This window comes from Kitasatospora sp. CMC57, from assembly GCF_045866025.2.
Classification (GTDB): domain Bacteria; phylum Actinomycetota; class Actinomycetes; order Streptomycetales; family Streptomycetaceae; genus Kitasatospora.
In genome coordinates this window covers 5458713-5483154 of the sequence record NZ_AP035881.2, presented here as the reverse complement: position 1 = coordinate 5483154, position 24442 = coordinate 5458713, and the positions used below count along the sequence as shown (strand labels likewise).

20 protein-coding genes are annotated in these 24442 nt (G+C 71.8%); 4 read left to right on the top strand and 16 right to left on the bottom strand.

Annotated features, from left to right (window positions below):
- Positions 1-39: 39 nt before the first annotated feature.
- From ACKUU6_RS24570 to rsmH, 15 genes are all read right to left on the bottom strand, one after another.
- On the bottom strand, positions 40-1356 hold the full coding sequence (locus ACKUU6_RS24570; protein WP_407990727.1) for a DivIVA domain-containing protein: 1317 nt from the start codon (positions 1354-1356) through the stop codon (positions 40-42).
- 49 nt (positions 1357-1405) lie between these two features.
- On the bottom strand, positions 1406-1696 hold the full coding sequence (locus ACKUU6_RS24565; RefSeq protein WP_057233071.1) for a YggT family protein: 291 nt from the start codon (positions 1694-1696) through the stop codon (positions 1406-1408).
- 87 nt (positions 1697-1783) lie between these two features.
- Positions 1784-2392 carry a cell division protein SepF gene (locus ACKUU6_RS24560; RefSeq protein WP_407992225.1) on the bottom strand — a complete coding sequence of 203 codons (609 nt, stop codon included), beginning with the start codon at positions 2390-2392 and terminating at the stop codon, positions 1784-1786.
- Between the two features lie 194 nt (positions 2393-2586).
- Positions 2587-3330 carry a YggS family pyridoxal phosphate-dependent enzyme gene (locus ACKUU6_RS24555; RefSeq protein WP_407992224.1) on the bottom strand — a complete coding sequence of 248 codons (744 nt, stop codon included), beginning with the start codon at positions 3328-3330 and terminating at the stop codon, positions 2587-2589.
- A gap of 162 nt (positions 3331-3492) precedes the next feature.
- Positions 3493-4683 carry a cell division protein FtsZ gene (ftsZ, locus tag ACKUU6_RS24550; protein WP_407990726.1) on the bottom strand — a complete coding sequence of 397 codons (1191 nt, stop codon included), beginning with the start codon at positions 4681-4683 and terminating at the stop codon, positions 3493-3495.
- 387 nt (positions 4684-5070) lie between these two features.
- Complete coding sequence (locus ACKUU6_RS24545; protein WP_407990725.1) at positions 5071-5853, bottom strand: cell division protein FtsQ/DivIB; 783 nt, start codon at positions 5851-5853, stop codon at positions 5071-5073.
- Positions 5846-6952: an undecaprenyldiphospho-muramoylpentapeptide beta-N-acetylglucosaminyltransferase gene (murG, locus tag ACKUU6_RS24540; RefSeq protein ID WP_407990724.1), complete on the bottom strand. Its 1107-nt coding sequence runs from the start codon at positions 6950-6952 to the stop codon at positions 5846-5848. Before murG ends, ACKUU6_RS24545 begins: the two co-directional genes overlap by 8 nt.
- Before the next feature lie 6 nt (positions 6953-6958).
- On the bottom strand, positions 6959-8332 hold the full coding sequence (gene ftsW / locus ACKUU6_RS24535) for a putative lipid II flippase FtsW (RefSeq protein WP_407990723.1): 1374 nt from the start codon (positions 8330-8332) through the stop codon (positions 6959-6961).
- Between the two features lie 25 nt (positions 8333-8357).
- The gene (gene murD / locus ACKUU6_RS24530; RefSeq protein WP_407990722.1) at positions 8358-9788 is read right to left on the bottom strand and encodes a UDP-N-acetylmuramoyl-L-alanine--D-glutamate ligase; all 1431 of its coding nucleotides are present in this window, start codon (positions 9786-9788) and stop codon (positions 8358-8360) included.
- A complete protein-coding gene (gene mraY, locus ACKUU6_RS24525; RefSeq protein WP_407990721.1) occupies positions 9785-10846 on the bottom strand; it encodes a phospho-N-acetylmuramoyl-pentapeptide-transferase in 1062 nt (353 codons plus the stop codon). Before mraY ends, murD begins: the two co-directional genes overlap by 4 nt.
- The gene (locus ACKUU6_RS24520; protein WP_407990720.1) at positions 10843-12243 is read right to left on the bottom strand and encodes a UDP-N-acetylmuramoyl-tripeptide--D-alanyl-D-alanine ligase; all 1401 of its coding nucleotides are present in this window, start codon (positions 12241-12243) and stop codon (positions 10843-10845) included. Before ACKUU6_RS24520 ends, mraY begins: the two co-directional genes overlap by 4 nt.
- The gene (locus ACKUU6_RS24515) at positions 12240-13916 is read right to left on the bottom strand and encodes a UDP-N-acetylmuramoyl-L-alanyl-D-glutamate--2,6-diaminopimelate ligase (RefSeq protein WP_407990719.1); all 1677 of its coding nucleotides are present in this window, start codon (positions 13914-13916) and stop codon (positions 12240-12242) included. The genes ACKUU6_RS24520 and ACKUU6_RS24515 overlap by 4 nt, the downstream gene beginning before the upstream one ends.
- A gap of 164 nt (positions 13917-14080) precedes the next feature.
- On the bottom strand, positions 14081-16153 hold the full coding sequence (locus ACKUU6_RS24510) for a peptidoglycan D,D-transpeptidase FtsI family protein (protein WP_407990718.1): 2073 nt from the start codon (positions 16151-16153) through the stop codon (positions 14081-14083).
- Positions 16150-16734, bottom strand: a complete 585-nt coding sequence (locus ACKUU6_RS24505; protein ID WP_407990717.1) for an FtsB family cell division protein — start codon at positions 16732-16734, stop codon at positions 16150-16152. Before ACKUU6_RS24505 ends, ACKUU6_RS24510 begins: the two co-directional genes overlap by 4 nt.
- 36 nt (positions 16735-16770) lie before the next feature.
- Complete coding sequence (gene rsmH, locus ACKUU6_RS24500) at positions 16771-17739, bottom strand: 16S rRNA (cytosine(1402)-N(4))-methyltransferase RsmH (RefSeq protein ID WP_407990716.1); 969 nt, start codon at positions 17737-17739, stop codon at positions 16771-16773.
- A 507-nt stretch (positions 17740-18246) separates the two neighbouring features.
- Here rsmH and ACKUU6_RS24495 point away from each other — a divergent pair.
- The 4 genes from ACKUU6_RS24495 (at position 18247) to ACKUU6_RS24480 (ending at position 23772) form a co-directional block, all read left to right on the top strand.
- On the top strand, positions 18247-18780 hold the full coding sequence (locus tag ACKUU6_RS24495) for a beta-class carbonic anhydrase (RefSeq protein WP_407990715.1): 534 nt from the start codon (positions 18247-18249) through the stop codon (positions 18778-18780).
- A gap of 232 nt (positions 18781-19012) precedes the next feature.
- Positions 19013-20005 (top strand): AAA family ATPase, encoded by a 993-nt coding sequence (locus tag ACKUU6_RS24490; RefSeq protein WP_407990714.1) that lies wholly within the window; start codon positions 19013-19015, stop codon positions 20003-20005.
- A gap of 1 nt (position 20006) precedes the next feature.
- Positions 20007-21329 carry a DUF58 domain-containing protein gene (locus ACKUU6_RS24485; RefSeq protein ID WP_407990713.1) on the top strand — a complete coding sequence of 441 codons (1323 nt, stop codon included), beginning with the start codon at positions 20007-20009 and terminating at the stop codon, positions 21327-21329.
- A gap of 37 nt (positions 21330-21366) precedes the next feature.
- On the top strand, positions 21367-23772 hold the full coding sequence (locus tag ACKUU6_RS24480) for a transglutaminase TgpA family protein (protein ID WP_407990712.1): 2406 nt from the start codon (positions 21367-21369) through the stop codon (positions 23770-23772).
- Between the two features lie 64 nt (positions 23773-23836).
- On the opposite strand, the gene ACKUU6_RS24475 is transcribed toward ACKUU6_RS24480, so the two are convergent.
- Positions 23837-24220, bottom strand: coding sequence for a DUF3040 domain-containing protein (locus ACKUU6_RS24475; protein WP_184920735.1), 384 nt, complete (start codon positions 24218-24220; stop codon positions 23837-23839).
- Positions 24221-24442 lie beyond the last annotated feature (222 nt).

The following is a 24442-nucleotide window of genomic DNA, read 5'->3' as shown; positions in this document are numbered from 1 at the left end:
TGACGGTTCGTCACAGTGGGGGCGCCCTCGTGGTGGTGCTTAGTTGTCGCCGTCCTCGTCGATCAGGAAGCCACGCATCGGAGCGGGCGCCTGCTGCATCGGCTGCGGAGGCTGCGGCCGGACGGCCGCCATCGGCTGGGTCATCCCGGCGGGGGCCATCTGTGCGGCGCCGCTCGGGGCACCGTTCTGCTGACCACCGAAGGAGGGCTGACCGTTGCCGCCACCGAAGGAGGACTGGCCGCCGAAGGACGGCTGGCTCCCACCGGTGAAGGAGGACTGGCCACCGAACGACGGCTGACCGCTCATCGCAGAGGCACCGGCCGGCGGCAGCGAGGCGGTGGCCGGGATCCGCGGCGGGGCGAGCGAGTCGTCCGCCTGCGACTCCAGCTGGCGCAGCTGGGTCTCCAGGTAGGACTTCAGGCGGGTGCGGTACTCGCGCTCGAAGGCGCGCAGGTCCTCGACCTTGCGCTCCAGCGTGGCGCGGGCGGACTCCAGGGAGCCCATCGCGACCCGGTGCTTCTCCTGCGCGTCCCGCTCCAGCGCGTCGGCCTTGGCGCGGGCGTCCCGCTCCAGGCCCTCGGCCCGGCTGCGCGCCTCGCCGACGATCTTGTTGGCCTCGGAACGGGCCTCGGAGATCGCCTGGTCGGCGGTCTGCTGGGCGAGCGCGAGCACGCGGGCCGCGCTGTCGCCACCGGGGTTCTGCTGCTGCATCGGGGCGCCCATCGGGCCGCCGAGCTGCTGGCCCATCGGGCCGCCCATCGGCTGCAGCTGCTGGCCGCCCATGGTCTGGCCCATCTGCTGCTGGCCCATCGGCTGCAGCATCTGACCACCCATCGGCTGCACCAGCTGCTGCTGGCCGCCCATGGTGTGACCCATCTGCTGCTGGCCCATCGGCTGCTGCATCTGCTGCTGCTGGCCCATCGGCTGCAGCTGCTGCTGCTGGTTGGGCTGGCCCATCGGGCCGCCCTGACCGGACGGGAGCTGCGGCGCACCGGAGGGCAGGCCGAGGGGCTGGTTGCCCATCTGCTGCTGCATCTGCTGCTGGCCCGGGACACCGGGGCCCTGCTGCATCTGACCCTGGCCGGGCACCGGCGGGCCGGATATGGCGGCGGGGACGGGAGCGCCCTGGCGGCCGTCCTGCGGCTGCTGCTCCTTGCGCATGTTGGCCTGGTTCTGCGCGGCGGCACGAGTGGCCGCGGCGAGCTTGGCCCGCAGGTCCTCGTTCTCGCGCAGGAGTCGGGTCAACTCTGCTTCGACCTCGTCGAGGAAGGCATCGACCTCGTCCTCGTCATAGCCTTCACGCAGCCGGACGGTCGTGAACTGCTTGTTCCGAACGTCCTCTGGGGACAGTGACATCTCTTCACCTCAACGTGATCGTCGGCACACCGGCATCCTGTCGCAGCGCTCAAGACGGCAGAGTCAGCACGAGCGATCTCAGGACAAACACAATGATCATCAGTACGAAGAAGGACAGGTCGAGCGCCACGCCCCCGAAACGCAACGGCGGGATGAATCGCCGAAGAAGCTTGAGTGGCGGATCGGTGACAGTGTACGTGGCCTCCAGCACCACGACCATGGCCTTCCCGGGACGCCACGAGCGGGCGAACTGGAAGACCCAGTCCATGACCAGACGGAAGAGCAGGACCAACAGGAAAGCGCTCAGCGCGTAGAAGAGCACTCCCCGCACGATCCCCATCGTGTCTCCCTGTTCAAATCCGACATTCCGGACGATCCGTCAGTCACGTACCACTGCCACGAGATCCACCGAGAAGTCGTGGTCGGGTCAGCTCTGGTTGAAGAACCCACCCTCGGCGATCCGAGCCTTGTCCTCCGCCGTTACATCGACGTTAGCAGGCGACAGCAGGAACACCTTCTGTGTCACTCGCTCGATACTGCCGTGCAGACCGAAGACGAGTCCAGCGGCGAAGTCTACGAGCCGCTTCGCGTCCGTGTCGTCCATCTCGGTCAAATTCATGATCACCGGGGTGCCGCCACGGAACTGTTCCCCGATGGTACGGGCCTCGTTGTAGGTCCTCGGGTGCAGCGTGGTGATGCGGTACGGCTCTCGTTCGTTGACGACCTTGGGCATGATCACCGGGGCGCTCTTCTCCAGGTTTTGGCGGCGGTCGGGTGTGATGGACGACACTGGGGCCATCCGCGGCTGCTCCTGCCGGATCGGCACGGCAGCCGGGACGGGCTGGGGCGCGATGTGGGCGACGGGCGCCGGCGCGGCAGGTGCCGCGGCGGGGCGGTCCAGACCCTCGGTCCGTCCGGTGCGGATCGGCTCGGGGTCCGTGTCGTAGTCGTCGTCGGGGTCGTAACCCTGGCCGTCGTACGTCTCGTCCTCCACGAGGCCGAGGTAGACCGCCATCTTGCGCATTGCGCCGGCCATGCTCCTGTCTCCTCCGCTCTGTGGTGGATCGTCCCCGGCGGCCTTCGCCTGCGGATTCCGCACGCCACCCGACGCCTCGTCATAGAGTGGGAGTGGCTGCGGATTTGCGATCGATCCACGGTTCGCTAGCGCTGTAGCCAGCTGCTAGGTTCTGTCCTGTTTTGTCCTGCAGTGTGATCTACTACCCGGTGACGTTACCGGAGCGTCGACCGCACTCCGAGCACCGCCGTACCGACGCGCACATGTGTCGCTCCGGCGGCCACCGCCTGCTCCAGGTCGCCGCTCATGCCTGCCGAGACCATCGTGGCAGCCGGATGGCTCGATCGTAGGGCAGTTGAGATTTCCGCCAGCCGCTCGAACGCCTTCGCCGGGTCCCCCGCCAGGGGGCCGGCCAACGGAGCGACGGTCATCACACCGGACAGTCGCAGCCCGGGCGTGTCGGCGATCGCGTCGGCCAACGCGGCGACCTCCTCGGGGGCCACTCCGGCCCGACCCTCGCCCTCGCCGGCCTCCTTGTCCAGGGCGACCTGGACCAGGCAACCCAGCGGCGCGCGCCCGGCGTTGGCCACCGCCGCACCCAGCGAGCGCACCAGCCGGAGCCGGTCCACCGAGTGCACGTAGTTCGCGTAGCGGACCACCGAGCGGACCTTGTTGGTCTGCAGCTGACCCACGAAGTGCCAGTCCAGCGGCAGTTCGCGGCAGAGCTCGGCCTTGGGGGCGGCGTCCTGGTCGCGGTTCTCCGCGACGTCGGTGACACCCAGGGCCGCCAGCAGGGCGGTGTCCTCGGCCGGGTAGGTCTTGGTGACCACCACGAGCCTGACCTCGTCCCTGGACCGTCCGGCCGCCGCACAGGCGTCCGCGATCCGGCGCTCCACCACGTCGAGGTTGGTTCCCAGCTCCTCGTACCTGGCGCGCTGACCCTCGGTCAGTCCGGCCAGGAACTCCGGGCCACCCGGCTCCGGTCCGTACAAGTCAGTCACAGTCGCCCCCATTCACAGCTCGCCACGAGAAACACAGCAGATGATCGCACCCCCGGACCGCACGATGCCCACCGTGTTCCCCGTCCGGGACGGGGGCACGGTGGGCATCGGTGCCGTGGGTTACTTCAGGAAGTCCGGTACGTCGAGCTCCTCGGCCGGGCTCTCCGCCAGCGGCTGGCGGACCGGCTGCACCTGCGGGGGGACCGGCGGGGCCGTCGTGGTGGTGCCCTGCTCGGCGTCCTTCGGGCGGTCCGTCACCGAACCGATGCTGCCGTAGGACGGGCGGCCGGCCGGACGCTCCGGGGTCGAACCGGTGGCGGCCGGGGTGGACTTGACCACCGGGTCGCGCACGATGGCGGGCGGCTGGCCGCCGTCGAACCCGGCGGCGATCACGGTGACCCTGACCTCGTCGCCGAGGGCGTCGTCGATAACCGCACCGAAGATGATGTTGGCCTCGGGGTGCGCCGCCTCGCTGACCAGCTGGGCCGACTCGTTGATCTCGAACAGGCCGAGGTCCGAGCCGCCGGAGATGGAGAGCAGCACGCCGCGGGCACCGTCGATGGACGCCTCGAGCAGCGGGGAGGAGATCGCCATGATGGCCGCCGCCTTGGCGCGGTCCTCACCACGGGCCGAGCCGATCCCCATCAGGGCCGAACCGGCGTCCGACATGACCGACTTGACGTCGGCGAAGTCGAGGTTGATCAGACCGGGGGTGGTGATCAGGTCGGTGATGCCCTGCACACCGGAGAGCAGCACCTGGTCGGCGGAGCGGAACGCGTCCAGCACGCTGACCTGGCGGTCGGAGATGGAGAGCAGCCGGTCGTTCGGGATCACGATGAGGGTGTCGACCTCCTCGCGCAGGCCGGCGATGCCGTCCTCGGCCTGGTTCGCCCGGCGGCGGCCCTCGAAGGTGAAGGGGCGGGTGACCACGCCGATGGTGAGCGCGCCGAGCGAGCGGGCGATGTTCGCCACCACGGGGGCGCCGCCGGTGCCGGTGCCGCCGCCCTCGCCGGCCGTCACGAAGACCATGTCGGCCCCCTTGAGGACCTCCTCGATCTCCTCGCGGTGGTCCTCGGCGGCCTTCCGGCCGACCTCGGGGTTCGCCCCGGCGCCGAGGCCCCGGGTGAGTTCACGGCCCACGTCGAGCTTGACGTCGGCGTCGCTCATCAGGAGGGCCTGCGCATCGGTGTTGATCGCGATGAACTCGACGCCCTTGAGACCGACCTCGATCATCCGGTTGATGGCGTTGACACCACCGCCGCCGATACCGACGACCTTGATGACTGCGAGGTAGTTCTGCGGTGCTGCCACGTCGAAGGCCTCTCGCCTCGAGATTCCGGGTCGGCTTCCCCCCGTTTGTGAGGGCCGACGGATGTCGATGGGTGGGGAGCCCGGGTATTTCCTGACTGTATGTCCGAAATTCCGACCACCGACCCGAACCCTAAACTTGACCTTTAGGGTTGTGGCTGTGCCTGCGTCACATCACCGTGGGACACAGCCTGGTGACACAGGACACTAGGTGGCAACTCATCTGTGTTCAACGAACACGCCGAGCTTCCCGTTTTTCTTTTGAGCCTATGTGATCATCCATCACCCGGCGAAACCGGGGTGACCACCAAGGATTGGGGCGGAGCCGATACTCCGTCAACACCGCCCTTGGAAGAAGAACTTACCGGATCTTCCCGACACACCGGGCCATCATCCGCCGATACCGGGGGCGTCGGGCGCACTGACGTCGTAGATCTTCGCCTTCCGGGGCAGCAGCGCGGCCAGCACCTGGGCCTTGCGCGCGGTCCGCTCCGCACTCCCCCACCGCACCACCGCACCGTCGGCGAGCTGCAGTTGGATGTCGTCGTAGCTGTGCACCCGGACCGCCCCGGCCAGCTTGGTCACCTCCGGCGGGAGCCCCGCCGCCACCGTCACGGCGGCCCGCACCAGCTCCGGCTTACCGAACACCGCCAGGGCGTCGTTCGCCTGCTGACTGAGTGCCAGCTCCACCACCGGGACCCCGGCCGGCGGGACGTCCTCGGTGGCGAAACCGAATCCGGTCGAGTCCACCTGGGTGAACTTGCCGTCCTCGGTCCGCACCGTCGCCACCGGACGCCGCTCGACCACCTTGATCCGCAGCGTGTGCGGCCAGCCCCGCCAGACCTCGGCCTTGGCCACCCGGGGCAGCGCGGCCACCCGTCGTTCGGCCTCGGCCAGGTCGACCCGGGCCAGCGGGCCGTGCTGCCCGCCGCCCAGCGCCTCGCGCACCTGGTGCGCCGTCAACTTGTCGCCGGCCAGTCCCTGGACGGCGACCACCCGGACGTCCAGTACCGAGGAGAAGAACACCAGCCAGCCGAGTGCGCCCAGGAGCAGAGCCCCGAGCGCACTCAGCACCACGATCCCGCGCCGGGAGAGCCGGAGCCGGGGAGCGTACTCCTCCTCGGCCTCGTCCTCGCTCTCCAGGGGATCGTCGAGGACCGGCGTCTCAGCCACGGCGTCGACCACCTCTGGCCGCCTCGATCGCCTCGTACACCATCCCGACCAGCAGGTCGTCGGCGTCCCGGCGGCCGAACTCGGCGGCGGCCCGGCTCATGTCCCACAGCTTCTGCGGGTTGGTGAGCACCGGCAGCACGTTCTGCAGCACCCAGTCCGCGGTCAGCTCGGCGTCGTCCACCAGCAGACCGCCGCCCGCCTTGACCATCGGCTGGGCGTTCAGCCGCTGCTCGCCGTTGCCGATCGGCAGCGGTACGAAGGCGGCGGGCAGACCTACCGCGGCCAGCTCGGCCACCGTCATCGCACCGGCCCGGCAGAGCATCAGGTCGGCCGCCGCGTACGCGAGGTCCATCCGGTCCACGTAGGGCACCGCGCGGTACGGCGGCATCCCGGGGATGTCGTCGATCAGCGGCAGCTCGTTCTTCGGCCCGACCGCGTGCAGGATCTGCACGCCGTACTGCTGGAGCCGGGGCGCGATGGCCTGCACGACCTCGTTCAGCCGCCGCGCGCCCTGCGAGCCGCCGGAGACCAGCAGGGTGGGCAGCCGCTGGTCGAGCCCGAAGTAGTGGCGGGCCTCCGGGCGGACGGCGTTCCGGTCCAGGGTGGCGATGGTCCGGCGCAGCGGGATGCCGATGTACCGGGAGTCGCGCAGCTTGGAGTCGGGCGTGGAGACCGCGACGAAGTCGCTGTACCGGGCACCGATCTTGTTGGCCAACCCGGGGCGGGCGTTCGCCTCGTGCACCACGATCGGCACCCCGGCGCGCTTGGCGGCCAGGTAGGCGGGCATCGCGACGTAGCCGCCGAAGCCGACCACGGCGTCCGCCTTGACCCGCTCGATGATCTCCTGGGCGGCCCGGACGGTGCCGCGCAGCCGGCCGGGCACCGTGATCAGTTCCGGGGTGGGCTTACGCGGCAGCGGCACCGCCGGGATCAGCTCCAGCTGGTAGCCGCGCTCGGGCACCAGCCGGGTCTCCAGACCCCGCTCGGTGCCGAGGGCGGTGATCCCGATGGACGGGTCGTGCCTGCGGAGGGCGTCCGCGAGCGCCATGGCCGGCTCGATGTGCCCGGCGGTTCCGCCGCCTGCGAGTACGACATGCACCGAAATTCACCGCTCCCTGCGCTTCGGCTTCGCAGCCTGGCGCGCTGTGGTTCGTCGTGGCCGCACCCGGGTCAGGACTGACCTGAACCGGCTGTTGGCCAACCTTCTTAGTCGTAGGGGCCGGGCGGCAAGTGCCGCCTTCGCCCCCGGCGAGCTGCGTGCGAAGCACAGCAGCACCCCGACGGCGGACATGGCCGAGAGCATCGCCGACCCCCCGTAGGAGAACAGCGGGAGCGGGACTCCCGCGATAGGCAGAAGTCCCAGCGCCGACCCCAGGTTGACCATGGCCTGCGCCATGATCCAGGTGGTGGCTGCTCCCGCGGCGTACCTGACGAAGGGGTCCTTCGTACTGCCGGCCACACGGATACCCGCGTAGCCTAGTGCCGCGAAGAGCCCGAGCACCGACAGCGTCCCCACCAGACCCAGTTCCTCGCCCAGTGCGGCGAAGATGAAGTCGGTGTGGGCCTCCGGAAGTTGGCCCCACTTCTCGACGCCCGCGCCGAAGCCGGAGCCGAACGGACCGCCGGCCGCGAAGGCGTAGAGGCCGTGCAGGGCCTGGAAGCAGTTGACGTTCGGGTCCGGTCTGGTGACGCCGATGCAGGCCAGCCGGTCCAGCCGGTGCGGCACCGTGATGATCAGCGCGGTGCAGGCCACCACCGCGATGCCCAGCGTCGCGGCGAACAGCCGGAGCGGGGCGCCGACCAGCCAGAGCAGGCCGAACAGCATCGCGATCAGGATCATCGTGGTGCCCATGTCGCCACCGACCATGATCAGCAGCATCAGGAGCAGGGTGCCGGGCACCAACGGCACCAGCAGGTGCTTCCACTGGTCCAGCGTCCGGGTCTTCTGCTTCCTGGCCAGCAGGTCGGCCGCCCAGAGCACCAGCGCCAGCTTGGCGAACTCGGAGGGCTGGACCTGGAAGAAGCCGAGGTCCAGCCAGTTCTGGTTGCCGCCGACGGTCTTGCCGATGCCGGGTACGGCGACCAGCACCAGCGCGCCCAGCACGCCGAACAGCACCGGGTAGACCATCGCCCGCATCAGCTTGAGCGGCGTCCGGGCGAACACCACCAGCAGGCCGAGCCCGAGCAGCACGGCGATCAGCTGCTTGCGGAAGAAGAAGGTCATCGGCAGGTCCCAGCGCTTGGCCAGGATCTGCGAGGAGGAGAAGACCATCCCGAGGCCGAGCACCAGCAGCAGCAGCGCGGAGCCGAGGATCAGGTAGTAGGGCGTCAGCGGACGGTCCAGCAGGTACCGGACCCGGCCCCGGAACGCCCGCAGCCTGGTGACCGGGTCGGCCGCCTTGAAGGTGGCGGTACTCGCCGAGATCACCTGGAACCTGGGGGAGCCGCGCTCCGGTCCAGCCGTTCCCTGACCGGCCATCAGACAGCTCCCCCGTGAATCGACTTCAGCCCTGCAGCGCCCGGACGGCCTCGGCGAAGAGGTCGCCGCGCTGGCCGTAGTTGGTGAACATGTCCATCGAGGCACAGGCCGGCGCCAGCAGGACCGTGTCACCAGGTCGGGCGAGTCCGGCGGCCGCGCGGACCACCTCGGTCATCGCCACCGCGCCAGTCTCACCCTGGGCGGCCTCGATCACCGGAACATCCGGTGCGTGTCGCGCCAGCGCCTCCCGGATCAGCGCCCGGTCGGCACCGATCAGCACGGCGGCCCGCAGCCGCTCCGCCGCACCCTGGACGAGCTCGTCGAAGGTCGCGCCCTTGGCCAGGCCGCCGGCGATCCAGACCACCGGCTCGTACGCGGCCAACGAGGCCGCCGCGGCATGGGTGTTGGTGGCCTTGGAGTCGTCGATGTACGTGACCCCGTCGACCACCGCGACCTCGGCGATCCGGTGCGCGTCCGGCCGGAACGCCCTCAGGCCCTCCCGGACGGCCTTGGTGTCCACCCCGTACGCCCGCGCCAGCGCCGCCGCCGCGAGGGCGTTGGCGATGTTGTGCGGGGCGGGCGGGGTGACGTCCTCGACCGCGCCGATCTCGGCGGCGTTCTTCTGCCGGTCCGGGACGAACGCGCGGTCCACCAACAGGCCGTCCACCACGCCGAGCTGGGAGAGACCGGGGGCGCCGAGGCCGAAGCCGATCGCCCGGCAGCCCTCCTCGACGTCGGCCTCCTCGACCAGCTCCCGGGTCACCGGGTCGGCCAGGTTGTACACGCAGGCCACCTGGTTGCCCTGGTAGATCCGGCCCTTGTCGGCGGCGTACGCCTCCATCGAGCCGTGCCAGTCCAGGTGGTCCGGCGCCAGGTTCAGCACGGCGGCCGAGTGCGGGCGCAGCGAGGGCGCCCAGTGCAGCTGGTAGCTCGAGAGCTCGACCGCGAGCACGTCGTACGGCTGCTCGGCGAGCACCGCGTCCAGCACCGAGACGCCGACGTTGCCGACGGCGGCGGTGCGCCGGCCCGCGGCGGTCAGGATCGAGGCGAGCATCTGGACCGTGGTGGTCTTGCCGTTGGTGCCGGTGACGGCCAGCCAGGGGGCAGGCTCGCCGGTCTCCGGCAGCGGCCTGCGGAGCCGCCAGGCGAGTTCGACGTCGCCCCAGACCGGTACTCCGGCCTGCTCGGCGGCCAGGAACAGCGGGCTGTTCGGCGGCCAGCCGGGCGAGGTGACGATGAGTCGGGTGCCCTCGGGCAGCATGTCGCCGTCGCCGAGGCGGACGGTGATGCCCTCGCCGAGCGAGGCGGCCCTGGCCCGCAGGCCCTCGCCGTCGCCGCCGTCAACCACGGTCACCAGGGCGCCCAGGTCACGGAGCGCCCGGGCGGCGGAGATGCCCGAGACGCCCAGGCCCGCGACGGCGACCGGCAGGCCCTTGAAGTCGAGGTTGGCGGTCACCCCGTCACCCAGCCCGCGTAGAACAGGCCGAGGCCGACCGCGACACACAGGCCCTGGATGATCCAGAACCGGACCACGATCAGTACTTCGCTCCAGCCCTTGAGTTCGAAGTGGTGCTGCAGTGGCGCCATCTTGAAGACCCGCTTGCCGGTCATCCGGAACGAGCCGACCTGGATGACCACCGACAGGGTGATGATCACGAACAGGCCGCCGAGCAGCGCGAGCAGCAGCTCGGTGCGCGAGCAGATCGCCAGACCGGCGAGCGCTCCGCCGAGGGCGAGCGATCCGGTGTCACCCATGAAGATCTTGGCGGGCGAGGTGTTCCACCACAGGAAGCCGAAGCAGGAGCCCATCAGCGCCGAGGCGATCACCGCCAGGTCCAGCGGATCGCGCACGTCGTAGCAGCTGGCGGTGGCGGTTGCCATCGAGGCGCAGGTCTGGCCGTACTGCCAGACGCCGATGAAGACGTAGGCGCCGAAGACCATCACCGAGGCGCCGGTGGCCAGGCCGTCCAGACCGTCGGTGAGGTTCACGCCGTTCGACATCGCGGCGATCATGAAGTACGCCCAGATCACGAACAGCACCGGCCCGACCGACCAGCTGAAGTCCTGGACGAAGGAGAGGCTGGTGGAGGCCGGGGTCAGTCCCCGGTCGTCCTTGAACTGGAGCGACAGGATCGCGAAGGTCAGGCCGACCAGCGACTGGCCGAGCAGCTTCGCCTTGGCCCGCAGGCCCAGCGACCGCTGCTTGACCACCTTGATGTAGTCGTCCAGGAAGCCGACCAGGCCCAGACCGGTGGTCAGGAAGAGCACCAACAGTCCTGAGACGGTGGGCTTCTCGCCCGTTATCACCTTGGTCGCGGCGTAGGCGATCAGCGTGGCCAGGATGAAGGCGATGCCACCCATGGTGGGCGTACCGCGCTTGCTGGCGTGCGCCTTCGGGCCGTCGTCGCGGATCATCTGGCCGTAGCCGTGCTTGGCCAGCAGCCGGATCAGCGCCGGGGTGCCGAGCAGCGAGAGCACCAGCCCGATCATCCCGGAGAAGAGAATCTGCTTCACTTCGCGGCTCCATCAGCCAGCAGGGCCTCGGCCACCCGCTCCAGGCCCACCGAACGGGACGCCTTCACCAACACCACGTCCCCTGGCCGCAGCTGACCCCGCAGCAGCTCGATCGCCGCGTCCGCGTCGGACACCAGCACCGACTCCTCACCCCACGAACCTTCGTTCCTCGCGCCCAGTTCCATGCAGGCCGCGTCGCGTCCACCGACCGCCACCAGCCTGGTGACGTCCAGTCGGACCGCGAGCCGCCCGATGGCGTCGTGCTCGGTGAGGCTGTCCTCGCCGAGCTCCCGCATCTCACCGAGCACCGCGAACGTGCGGCGGCGCTCCGGGCCGCGGCCACCCATCGACACCAGCGCCCGCAGCGCGGCCCGCATGGACTCCGGGTTCGCGTTGTAGGCGTCGTTGACCACGGTGACGCCGTCGGCCCGTTCGACGACCTCCATGCGCCAGCGGGACAGCGCTTCCGCCTCGCCGAGCGCGGCGGCGGTGTCATCGACGGACATACCGAGCGCCACCGCCACCGCAGCGGCGGCGAGGGCGTTCGAAACGTGGTGCTCACCGTACAGGCGCAGCCGGACGGGTGCGGAACCGGCCGGGGTGGTGAGCGTGAACTGTGGCCGTCCGGCGTCGTCCAGGCGAACTCCGGTGGCCCGGACATCGGCGTTCGGGCTCTCGCCGAAGTAGAGCACCCGGGCCTTGGTGCGCGAGGCCATCGCCTTCACCAACGGGTCGTCGGCGTTCAGGATCGCGATCCCGTCGCTGGTCAGCGCCTCGACCAACTCGCCCTTGGCCTCGGCGATGGCGGCCTTGGAGCCGAACTCGCCGACGTGCGCGGTGCCGATGTTGAGCACCAGGCCGACGGTGGGCGGGGTGATCGTGGTCAGGTAGGCGATGTCGCCCTTGTGCCGGGCGCCCATCTCCATCACCAGGTGCTTCGTGGTCGGTTCGACCCGCAGCGCGGTCATCGGGTGGCCGATCTCGTTGTTCATCGAGCCGGGCGGGAAGACCGTCTCGCCGCGCCGGGACAGCAGTTGGGCGATCAGGTCCTTGGTGCTGGTCTTGCCGGCCGATCCGGTGAGCGCCACGACATCGGCGTCCGCGCGCCGGACCACGGCGGCGGCCAGCCGGCCGAGCGCCTGCTGCACGTCGTCCACCAGCACGGTGGGCCCGTCCAGCTGACGGGTCGCCAGGACCGCGACCGCCCCGGCGGCGAGGGCCTGCCCGGCGAAGTCGTGGCCGTCCACCCGCTCGCCGACGATGGCCACGTACAGGCCGCCCGCCGCGACCTTCCGCGAGTCGTGCTCGACCGGTCCGGTGACGCGGGTCGCCGGGTCGGCGTGGTGCAGGGTGCCGCCGACGGCCGCGGCCACCTCGGCAAGGGTCAGTGCGATCACGGCTGCTCCACTCCTCGACTGCCGTCAGTTGCCCGCTCGCTCCGGGGCGCTCCCGTGCCGGTGCCGGCACTCCTCGCTCCAGCGCTCGCCGACGCCCGCTTGTCACTCGTGACGTTCGGCACCGGCACGCCCTTCAGCTCGGGGCGGTGGTGCTCGATGGCCTCGCGCAGTACCTGCCGGTCGTCGAAGGGGCGGACCTCGCCCCGGACGTACTGGCCCAATTCGTGGCCCTTGCCCGCGACCAGCACGGTGTCCCCGGCGTGCGCGTGCCGCACGGCGTCGGCGATCGCCTCGGCCCGGTCCGGCACCACCAGCACCTCGCCGCGCTCGTCCTCCGGCACCTCGGCGGCGCCGGTCAGCATGGTGGCGAGGATCGCCAGGGCGTCCTCGGAGCGCGGGTTGTCGCTGGTCAGCACGGCGGTGTCGGCCAGCCGGGCGGCGATCGCGCCCATCGGCCCGCGCTTGTACGGGTCGCGGTCGCCGCCGCAGCCGACCACCACGTGCAGCCGGCCCTTGGTGACCTCGCGCAGCGACTCCAGCACGGCCTGCAGCGCGTCCGGCTTGTGGGCGTAGTCCACCACGGCCACGTACGGCTGCCCGGCGTCCACCCGCTCCAGCCGGCCCGGGACACCGGGGACGACGGCCAGCCCGGCCACCGCCTCCTCCAGCGGCACCCCGGCGGTGACCAGGGCGGTCAGCGCACCGAGCGCGTTGGCCACGTTGAACGGGCCGGGCAGCGGCACGCTCGCCTCCGCCGACTGCCCGTCGGGTCCGACCACCGTGAAGGTGGAGCCGAGCGGGCCGAGCTGGACGTCCAGCGCCCGCCACTGCGCGGCCGGGTCGCCCTTCGCGGAGAAGCCGGTCATCGGGATCGGCGCCTCGGCGGCCAGTCGGCGGCCGTACGCGTCGTCCAGGTTGACCACCCCGAGCCGGGCCTTGTCGGGCTGGAACAGCTTGGCCTTGGCCCGGAAGTAGTCCTCCATGTCCGGATGGAAGTCCAGGTGCTCCGGCGTCAGGTTGTTGAACAGCGCGACGTCGTAGACCACGCCGTCCACCCGGCCGTAGCTGAGCGCGTGGCTGGAGACCTCCATCACCACCGCCTCGGCGCCGCGCTCGCGCATCACCGCGAGGATCGCGTGCAGGTCGGTGGACTCCGGCGTGGTCCGCTCGCTCTTGATCCGGTCGGTGCCGACCCGCATCTCCACGGTGCCGATCACGCCGGGCGTCAGACCCGCGCCCTTGAGGCCGCCCTCGACCAGGTACGCGGTGGTGGTCTTCCCGTTGGTGCCGGTCAGACCGATCATCCGCAGGCCCGCGCTCGGGCGGCCGTAGACCTCGGCGGCCAGCTCGCCCATCCGGGCCCGCGGGCTGGCCACCACCAGCAGCGGCGCACCACAGTCGGCGGCCTGGGCAGCGCCCTCCGGGTCGGTCAGCACCGCGACCGCGCCCTGCCGCACCGCCTGCGCGGCGAACTGGGCGCCGTGGTGGTTGGCCCCCGGGAAGGCGACGTACACATCGCCGGGCCGGACCGCCCTGGAGTCGTGGGTGACGCCGCTGACCGGCGCCCCCTCGACCGGCGGCAGGCCGAGCAGACGGGCCACCTCGGCCAGCGGGGTGGGCCGCACGCCGGTGGGGCGGGGCGGGCTCGCGGAGATTTGATCGGGTTTCGGCACGGCCGGAAGGCTATCCGCCGCACCCCCCGATGAGCCAAACGCGGGCCCCGAAGAGCCAGACGCGGCCCCCGACCCGGCATCTGCACCGGACCCGTCCGGAATCTCCCCCGGTCCGCCACGTGAGCTGGCACCGGGCACGGGCTGGGAGGGCGTCTGGCTGTTCATCAGGGCTTCCAGTCGACGGGGAGGTTGGGCGCCTCGCTGCCGCTGGGGGCGACGCGCAGGGTCTTCAGGGTGAACTCCATCACCTGCTTGAACACCGGACCGCAGAGCTGGCCGCCGAAGTGACCGTTCTTCGGGTCCTGGATCACGCAGGAGACGGTGACCCGGGGCTGCTCGGCGGGGGCGAAGCCGATGAAGGAGGCGGTGTAGCCGTTGTACTTGCCGGTCTTCGGGTCCACCCGGTTGGCCGTGCCGGTCTTCCCGGCCACCCGGTAGCCCTCGATCTGGGCCTTGGCGCCGGTGCCCTGTTCGTCCGAGACCACCGACTCCAGCATCTCGGTCAGGGTCTTCGCCGTCTCGGGCTTCACCACCCGGGTCTGCTCCCCCGGCGCGGCCGGCACGTACCGGCCGTCCGGTCCGGTGGTCCCCGCCAGCAGGCTCGGTGTCACCCGGACCCCGCCGTTGGCGATGGTGGAGAAGACCGAGGCGGCCTGCAGCGCGTTCACCGACAGGCCCTGGCCGAACGGGATGGTGTACTGCTGCGAGCCGTTCCAGTCCTCCGGCTTGGCCAGGATGCCCTTGGTCTCGCCGGGGAAGCCGAGACCGGTGGGCTTCCCGATGCCGAACCGGCCCAGGTAGTCGGCCAGCACCTTGTTGGCCTCCGGCTGGCTCTTGGCGAGCTGCTCGGCGGCCAGGATGGTGCCGATGTTGGAGGACTTGGCCAGCACGCCCGCCAGGGTCAGGTACCAGGTCGGGTGGTCGATGTCGTCGTGGAACACCCGGTCCGACCGCTGCAGCGTGTTGGGCACCGTGACATGGGTGTCCCAGGCGGCCGTACCGGTGTCCAGCACCGCCGCCATGGTCATCAGCTTCGCGGTCGAGCCGGGCTCGAAGGCGTCCCCGACCGCCGCGTTGCCGAGCTGCTCCGGCCTGGCCTTGCTCAGGTCGTTCGGGTTGAAGCCCGGGGAGGAGGCCATCGCCAGGATCTGACCGGTCTTCACGTCCTGGACGATCACGTATCCCTTCTCCGCCCCGGCGTTGGCGACCTGGTCGGTGATCGCCCGCTGAGCCGCCCACTGGATGTCCCGGTCGATGGTCAGCCGCAGGTCGGTGCCCTCCACCGGCGACTGCTGGCTGCCGCCCGCGGTGGGCACCATCCGGCCGTTCACCTGGGCGTACGTGCTCTTGCCCGGCTTGCCCGCGAGCTCCTGCTGGAACTGCTTCTCCAGCCCGCCGGTGCCGATCCCGTCCACGTTCACGTAGCCGAGCAGGTTGGACGCCAGACCGCCCGCCGGGTAGACCCGGCGCTTGCTCTCCTGGTTGATCACCCCGACCAGCGGGTTGGCGCAGACGTTGTCCACCGAGGTACGGCCGCCCTGGTCGGCGGGCTTGCCGACCAGCTTGCGCTGGGCCCGGCAGGCGGCGGTGTCGGCCTGCTTGGCCAGCGTCGCCTTCAGGTCGGTGATCTGCTTCTTGGTCTCCGGGCTCTGCCGGGGTGCCAGCATCACCCACTTGGTCTTCGGGGTGCGCAGTGCGGCGGTGAGCTGCTCCTTGGTCCGGTTCAGGATCGGGGCCAGCAGCGCGGCCGCCTGCTCCGGCGCGTCCGGCACGAGGGACTTCTCGGCCGGGTACAGCGAGGGGTCGGCGGTGATGTCGTACGCGTCCACGGTGGTGGCCAGCGCGACGCCGTCGGAGGACGTTATGGAGCCGCGGTCCGCGGAGAGGGTGGCCTCCACGTAGTTGTTGGCCCCGGCGGAGGCGGCCAGCGCGTCCGAGTCGAGCAGCTGGAGCTGGATCAGCCGGCCCGCGAAGACCGAGAACACCAGCGCCAGCGTGACGGTGACCAGCCGCAGCCTGCGGCGTTGGTCACCGAGCTTGATGGTGCGCACCGGCGGCGGGCCGGGGCGGGGGCGGCGCTGGACGGGTCGGCGGGGCGGCTCGCCGGTGCGCGGGCGCGGGGCGCGGGGCCGCTCGGCCGGGCGGGCGGGCCGCCCCGACCGGGCGCGTCCCGGCTGCGGACGGGCGGGCCGACGCGGCCCTGCACCACCGCGCGGGGGCTGACGGGGCGTACTCATCGCGGCGTACCTCCGGCGGGCGGAGCGGGAGTTGACGGAGCGGCGGGCGGCGCCGGGTCGATCTGCACGGGGTCACCGCTCGGCGCGACGGGGGGCACGGCGGGCGGCGCGGGCTGGGCGCTCGGACTGGGCTGCGGCCAGAGCTCCTCGACCGAGCGCTTGACCGGCGGACTGTCCTTCGCCTCCGAGGGCGTGCCCTTGACCGAGCCGTCCGCAGTCTCCAGGAAGGCCAGGTCGCCGCCGGGTACCATGCCCAGCTCGCGGACCCTGCGCTCCAGCGCGTCGGGCCCGGACTGCTGGTCGATCTGGGCCTGCAGGGTCTGCCGGAGGTCGGTCAGCTCGGTGGACTGCCGCTCCAGCCGGTCGAGCTCGAAGGACCCCTCGTTGAGCGCGGTGTTCAGCATCAGCAGTCCGAACAGCCCGCCCGAGAGCAGCGCCACCACCAGGACCGCGAACGGCGTCCGGCCCCGGGAGGACCCCCGGCCCGGCCGTACCGTGATCCTCGCTCTCCCGCCCTGGCCGGGGAGCGCCGCGCGCCCCCGCTGTGTCCGACCCGTCAGGCCACCACCGGCCACCGGCACCGCGTCTCTCCCTCTGGTCTTCCCCACCGGTGCGAACTACCCGCGGGTCTCCCTGATCCTCTCCGCCACGCGCAGCCGTACGGGCGCGGCGCGCCGGTTCTCCTCGATCTCCTGCTCCGTGGCCAGCTCGGCACCCCGGGTGAGCAGCTTCAGCCAGGGCTGGTGCTCCTCGGGGATGATCGGCAGACCGGGCGGTGCGGTGTTGGTGGCCGCCGCGGCGAAGTACTGCTTCACCAGGCGGTCCTCCAGCGACTGGTACGACATCACCGCGATCCGGCCGCCCAGGGCGAGCGAGTCGAGCGCGCCAGGGATGGCCCGGTCCAGCACCTCCAGCTCGCCGTTGACCTCGATCCGCAGCGCCTGGAAGGTCCGCTTGGCCGGGTTGCCGCCGGTGCGCCGGGTGGCGGCCGGAATGGCGTTGCGCACCAACTCGACCAGACGCGCGCTGTTGCTGAACGGTTCCTTCTCGCGCTCCCGCAGGATCACCGAGGCGATCTTCCCGGCGAACCGCTCCTCGCCGTAGACCTTGAGGATCCGGGCCAGCTGGCCGTGCGTGTACGTGTTCAGCACCTCGGCCGCGCTCAGGCCCCGGGTCTGGTCCATCCGCATGTCCAGCGGCGCGTCCTGCGCGTACGCGAAGCCCCGCTCCGCCTCGTCCAGCTGCATCGAGGAGACCCCGAGGTCGAACAGGATGCCCTGCACCTCCGGGATCCCCAGGTCCTCCAGCACCTGCGGGATCTCGTCGTACACCGCGTGCACCAGGGTGGCCCGCTCCCCGAACCTCGCCAGCCGCTCAGCCGAAAGCTTCAACGCGGCCGGGTCGCGGTCCACCGCGACCAGCCTGACCTCGGGGAACTGGGTGAGCAGCGCCTCGCTGTGCCCCCCGAGCCCCAGGGTGGCGTCCACCACCACGGAACCGGGTGCGGTGATCGCCGGGGCCAGCGCGTCCACACAGCGCTGGAGCATCACCGGGACGTGCTTGGGGGCGGGACTGTCGGTGCTCATGCCGACCATTCTCGTCCATGCCCGGCCGTCTCCGACCCAGGGGCTCGGGGCGCCGCGGAAAGCCGTGCCGCCGCGGAGAAGGACACAGCCCGTGGTCCCCGCCCGCTCGCCTGGGGAAGGAGTGACCGCCCGGCACCGGGGAAGGTGCGCCAGGTGGCACGGAGCGGGAGGAGGCCACGGGCTGCGTACGACCGTGCCGGGCAGGGGAGTTGACGGACCATACGGTGCGTGCTCCACTGCGCCGAACTCTACCGCCCGGACCTGCGCAGTCAATCGTCCGCGACGGCGCACCACCCACCTGGAGGCACGAATCACCGCAGGTCGGGACGGTTCGGGCGCTCCGGTCGCCCAGTCGGCGGTACCGCGCACGGGACCCCCCGTGCGCCGGGACAGACCGGGACGAACCAGGCGGCCCGACCGATCGGCGGCTATGCACTCCGTCACACCGGCCACAACCATCGGCCCGCACCCCACCACGACGGCCGAAATCCCATTAACGTCTTCCGCATGACAGTGACTCCCGACCGGCCCACGCCGACCGCCGCTGCCGAACCCGCCATCATCGACCGTTTCCTCGAGGCCAACCGCGCCTACGCCGTCACCTTCCGTGACGGTGGGATGGACGCCCGTCCGGTCCAGAAGGTCACCGTGGTGGCCTGCATGGACGCCCGGCTCGACCTCTTCGCCGCGCTCGGCCTGGAGCTCGGCGACGCCCACCTGATCCGGAACGCCGGCGGCGTCGTCACCGACGACACCATCCGCTCGCTCACCATCAGCCAGCGCGCCCTGGGCACCCGCTCGATCGCGCTGATCCACCACACCGGCTGCGGTCTGCTCGGCCTGACCGAGGACTTCCGCCGGGAGCTGGAGCTGGAGGTCGGCCAGCGGCCGACCTGGTCGGTGGAGTCCTTCGTGGACCTGGACGGCGACGTCCGGCAGTCGATGCAGCGGGTCCGCACCTCCCCGTTCATCCCGTACCGCGACGACGTGCGCGGATTCGTCTTCGACGTGCACACCGGTCTGCTCCGCGAGATCCACTGACAGCACCGCTCCGCCCCAGGGCCCGGCCAGCGCCGTCCGGGCCCGTTCTGCCGTCCGGACGGCGAGCCGGAACCGGAAGCGCCCGGCACGACGTCCCCCGGACGAACCGGGACAGTGTGCCGCGTGTCGCCCGGGCGGGTGACGACAGGACGCCTGGCAGGGAAGAATGCGCCTGCGGGCCGACCCGGCAGTGTGGCGGCCAGGTGTTTTTCGGGGCATGGGAGCAAATCGGGTGACGACCTACAACGGACAGACCGGCGCGGGCAGTACGAGCCTGCATGAGCTCGGCGCGGTGGCCGAGCGGATCCGGGCCTCGGTGGAGAGCGTCATCGAGGGCAAGCCCGAGGCCGTCCGGATCGCGCTGACCGTGCTGCTGGCCGAGGGCCACCTGCTGCTGGAGGACGTCCCCGGCGTCGGCAAGACCATGCTGGCCAAGACCCTCGCCAGGTCGGTGGACTGCACGGTCCGCCGGATCCAGTTCACCCCCGACCTGCTGCCCTCCGACGTGACCGGCACCAACGTCTTCGACCAGAACCGCCGGGACTTCGAGTTCCGGCCGGGCGCGATCTTCGCCCAGATCGTGGTCGGCGACGAGATCAACCGGGCCTCGCCGAAGACCCAGTCGGCGCTGCTGGAGTCGATGGAGGAGCGCCAGGTCACCATCGACGGCACCAGCTACGAGCTGCCCTCGCCGTTCATGGTGATCGCGACCCAGAACCCGGTCGAGATGGAGGGCACCTACCCGCTCCCCGAGGCCCAGCGCGACCGCTTCATGGCCCGGATCTCGATCGGCTACCCGAGCGCCGAGGCCGAGCTCGCGATGCTGGACGTGCACGGCGGGGCCAACCCGCTGGACGACATCACGCCGGTCGCGCACGCCCACGACATCCTCAAGCTGGTCGACGTGGTCCGTACCGTGCACGTCGCGGACACCGTCCGCCGCTACGCGGTCGAGCTGGTCGGCGCCACCCGCCACCATCAGGAGCTGCGCCTCGGCGCCTCGCCGCGCGCCACCCTGCACCTGGTCCGGGCCGCCCGCGCCGCCGCCGCGCTGGACGGCCGCGAGTACGTGCTCCCGGACGACATCCAGGCGCTCGCCGTCCCGGTGCTGGCCCACCGTCTGATCCCGACCGCCGAGACCCAGTTGAGCCGCCGCTCCACCGAGCAGATCGTCGCCGACCTGGTGGCCCGGCTGCCGATCCCGCGTCCGCAGGGACGGGTCTGAGGTGCCCCAGCCCGACGGTCCGTCCGGGCTGCGCGCCGGCCTGCGCGGGCTGACCACCCGGGGCCGCTCGTTCCTCGCCGCCGGCTTCACCGCCGTGCTCTGCGCCTACGTCTTCGGGCAGGACGCCCTGCTCCAGATCGGCGTCCTGCTGGCCGCCCTCCCGCTGGCCGCCGCCGTCCTGCTGGTCCGCACCCGCTACCGGGTCGCCGGCGGCCGCCGGCTCAGCCCGTACCGGGTGGCGGCCGGCCAGGAGGCCCGGGTCCACCTGCGGCTCGACAACGTCTCCCGGGTTCCCACCGGCCTGCTGCTGCTGGAGGACAAGGTCCCGTACGTGCTCGGCCCGCGGCCGCGCTTCGTGCTGGACCGGGTCGAGCCGCGCGGCTTCCGCGAGGTCTCCTACCGGGTCCGCTCCGACCTGCGCGGGCGCTACCCGCTCGGCCCGCTCCGGCTCCGGGTCGCCGACCCGTTCGGGATGTGCGAGCTGACCAGGTCGTTCGCCGCCTCCGACGTGCTGACCGTGGTGCCGCAGGTGCAGAGCCTGCCCTCGGTCCGGTTGGCCGGCGAGTCGGCCGGGCACGGCGACTCCAACACCCGCACCCTGGCGCTGGCCGGGGACGACGACGTGATCCCGCGCGAGTACCGGCACGGGGACGACCTGCGCCGGGTGCACTGGAAGTCCACGGCCAGGTACGGCGAGCTGATGGTCCGCCGGGAGGAGCAGCCGCTCAAGGCCCGCGCCACCGTCCTGCTGGACACCCGGGAGATCGGGCACCGGGGCAGCGGCCCCGCCTCCTCCTTCGAATGGGCCGTCAGCTGTGCGGCCTCGGTCGGCGTGCACCTGATGGAGCGCGGCTACCGGACCAGGCTGCTGACCGACACCGGCCTGGCCGTGCCCGGCCCGGAGGGCGGCGTGATCGCCTCGGTCGGCGAGGCCGCCGGGCTGCTGCTGGACGCGCTGGCCGTGGTCGAGCAGTCCGACGGCGGCGGCCTGGCCCGCGCCGAGGAGGTGCTCCGGCTCGGCGGCGAGGGCGTCATCGTGGCGGTCCTGGGCTCGCTGGACGACGAGCAGGTGGCCCGGCTCGGCCGGCTGCGCCGCCGCGCGGGCGGCGCCGTCGCCATCCTGCTGGACACCGCCACCTGGGCCGGCCTGCGGCACGTCCTGCCGGACACGCCCGACCAGGTCGCGACCGACCAGGTCCACCGGCTGCGCGAGGCCGGCTGGACCGTCCTGCCCGCCAAGGCCGGCGACTCCGTCCCCACCCTCTGGCGGCTGGCCGAACGTGCCGCGGGCCCCGCCCCGTACCAGAGCGGGGCCGGCTCATGACCGGCCTCCGCACCATCCGCCCCGAGGAGCCCCGTACGTGACCACCCGGGCGAAGTTGACGCTCTACTCGGCGCTGGCCACCACGCTGGTGACGCTCTGTCTGATCCCGCTGGTGCGGCCGAGCGGCTGGATCGGCGAGGCCTTCGTCATGATCGCCGCGGTCGGTGCGGCCGGAGCCGGCCTGCGCAGGCTCTCGGTCGCCCGCGCCCTCCAGGCCTCGCTCCAGCTGCTGGTCAGCCTCTACGTGCTGCTCATGCTGACCGTGCAGTCCGCGATGGACTACGCGGTGCTGCCCGGGCCGCACGCACTGGACGCCCTCGGCTCCCTGCTCAGGGCCGGGACCGACGACATCCAGCAGTACACGATCCCGGCGCCCGACTCGGACGGCATCACGCTGATCCTGGTCGGCGCGGTCACCCTGATCGCCGTCCTGGTGGACACCCTGGCGGTGACCTTCCGCAGGGCCGCGCTGGCCGGCCTGCCACTGCTCACGCTGTACTCGGTCGGCACCGGCATCGGCGCCCCGGACGCCGCGTGGCTCTGGTTCCTGCTGGCCGCCCTGGGCTACCTGCTGCTGCTCAACGCCGACGGCCAGGACCGCCTGTCCCGCTGGGGGCGGGTCTTCCACGGCACCTCGCAGGACGGCTCCGGCGGTCTCTCCCAGAGCGGCCACCGGATCGGCCTGCTGGCCCTGGCCGTGGCGGTGGCGGTGCCCCTGCTGGTGCCCTACGCCGACCTCGGCCTGATCGACCGGGGCGACGGCGACGGGCTCGGCACCGGCCCGGGCCGCCAGCTCACCTCGCTCAACCCGGTGGTCGCCCTGACGGCCAACCTGAACCGCCAGGACAACGTGGAGATGCTGCGCTACTCCACCGACTCCCCGAACGGCAGTCAGCTGTACCTGCGGATCGGCGCCCTGGACAGCTTCGACGGCGTCCAGTGGAAGTTCTCCCAGCAGCACCTACAGCCGATCCCGAACCCGATGCCGGCCCTCCCGGACCTCAACCGGGACGTCCCGGTCTCCAGCTTCCAGACCACGATCAAGATCTCCGACAAACTCAGCACCGAGTGGCTGCCGATGCCCTACCCGGCCGAGTCGGTCAGCCTGAAGGGCGACTGGCGGTACGAGCCGACCACCCGCTCGGTGGTCGGCGACCGGGGCCAGAAGAGCGACGGCCTCGCCTACGACGTGACCAGCCTGGAGATCGAGCCCGGCGCGGCCCAGCTACGGGCCGCCGGGCCCGTCCAGCCCGAGCTGGCGAAGCTCTACACCGCCCTGCCCGACACCCTGCCCCCGGTGGTCGCCGAGACCGCCCGCAAGGTGGTCGCGGGCAAGAACAACCCGTACGACCAGGCGGTGGCCCTGCAGAACTGGTTCACCTCCAAGGAGTTCACCTACAGCCTCAAGGTGGACGCGGGCACCGGGAGCGAGGCGATCACCAAGTTCCTCCAGAACAAGACCGGCTTCTGCGTGCACTTCGCCGCCACCATGGCCGCGATGGCCCGCAGCCTCGGCATCCCCGCCCGGGTGGCGATCGGCTTCGCACCCGGCTCCGACCAGGGCCGCGGCAACTTCATCGTGCGCAGCCAGGACTACCACGCCTGGCCCGAGCTGTACTTCCCCGGCTCCGGCTGGCTGCGCTTCGAACCGACACCGAACCGGGGCAGCACCCCCGGCTACACCTCGGAGAAGATCACCGAGCCGAGCACCGCCCCGAGCGCCCAGCCCAGCACCCAGGCCACCCCCGGCGCCTCCGCCGCCCCCAGCGCCGGCAGCAGCTGCGCCGGGCAGCAGGGCCAGCAGCGCCCGGACGCCTGCGCGGACGAGACCGCGGTCGCCTACCAGCCGGCCGAGCCGCTGCCCTGGTGGCTCTCCTGGCCCGCGCTGACCGGGCTGCTCGTCGTGCTGCTGGTACTGGCCCTGCTCGCCACCCCGATGCTCTGGCGGATCCGCCAACGCGGCCGCCGGCTGGGGACCGGACGCCGGCCGGCCGGCTCCCCCGAGCTGACGGAGCACCAGGTGCTGGCGGCCTGGGAGGAGCTGGTCGACACCGCCTGGGACCTCGGCATCCCCCCGGACGACTCCCGCACCCCGCGCGGCACCGCCCACCGGATCGCCGAGGCCGGCCGGCTGGACGCCCCGGCCACCGCGGCGGCTGGCCGGGTGGCACTGGCGACCGAACGGGTGCTGTACGCCCGGACGGCTGCCCCGGAGCTGCCGCTCGGTCCGGACGTCAGGACCGCCATCGACGGCCTGCGGGCCACCGCCGGGCGGCGCGGCCGGGCCAGGGCGGTCCTGCTGCCCGCCTCCGCCGCACGGCTGCGGCGGCGGATCGCCGACCGGCTGCTCTCCGTCCAGGGCACCGTCCGGGACCGGACCGGCCGGGCCCTCGCACCCGTCCGCCGGCTGGCCGGACGGCTACGGCGCCGCAACGGGTCCTGACACGGCTGAGGGCGGGCAGTCGGTTCGACTGCCCGCCCTCATCAGCTCCGTACTTCCGGCCGGCTCACATTCCGTCGTGTTCGTCCCGACGGCGTTGCCAGCGCTGCTCCATCCGGTCCATCACACCGGCCTTCCGGCGCGGAGCAGGGGACGCCTTCGGTCCCGCTCCCTGCCCGGCCGGACCACGCTTCCAGCCGGTTACGGCGAGGACCGCGCAGCCCAGCATCACCAGGAACCCGACGACGCTCACCCAGATTTGCTGGGCGACCATGCCGCCCATCAGGAGAGCGATACCCACCACGAACCCTGCGGCGGCCTGGTAGACCCTCCGACGGGTGTAGGTGCGCAGCCCGGTTCCCTCAAGCGCTGACGCGAACTTGGGATCTTCGGCGTACAGCGCTCGCTCCATCTGCTCGAGCAGTCGCTGCTCGTGCTCCGAGAGCGGCACGGAGTCCTCCTACTACTCGTCGGTCGCGCGGGGCGACCGGTCCGCCACCCCTGGCTGGGCCTGTGTCGTCCATATGCCCCATGCGCCTGGCTGTCATGCTTTCCGGCTTTACCCAGATCATACGGTCCGAGCGGCCGGTTCGGGATGGTCACGCGTGCGTGGCTCCGCCCACGTTGGTTCACCCCACTCGCAGCTGACCAACGCGGGAGCGCTCCGACAAGT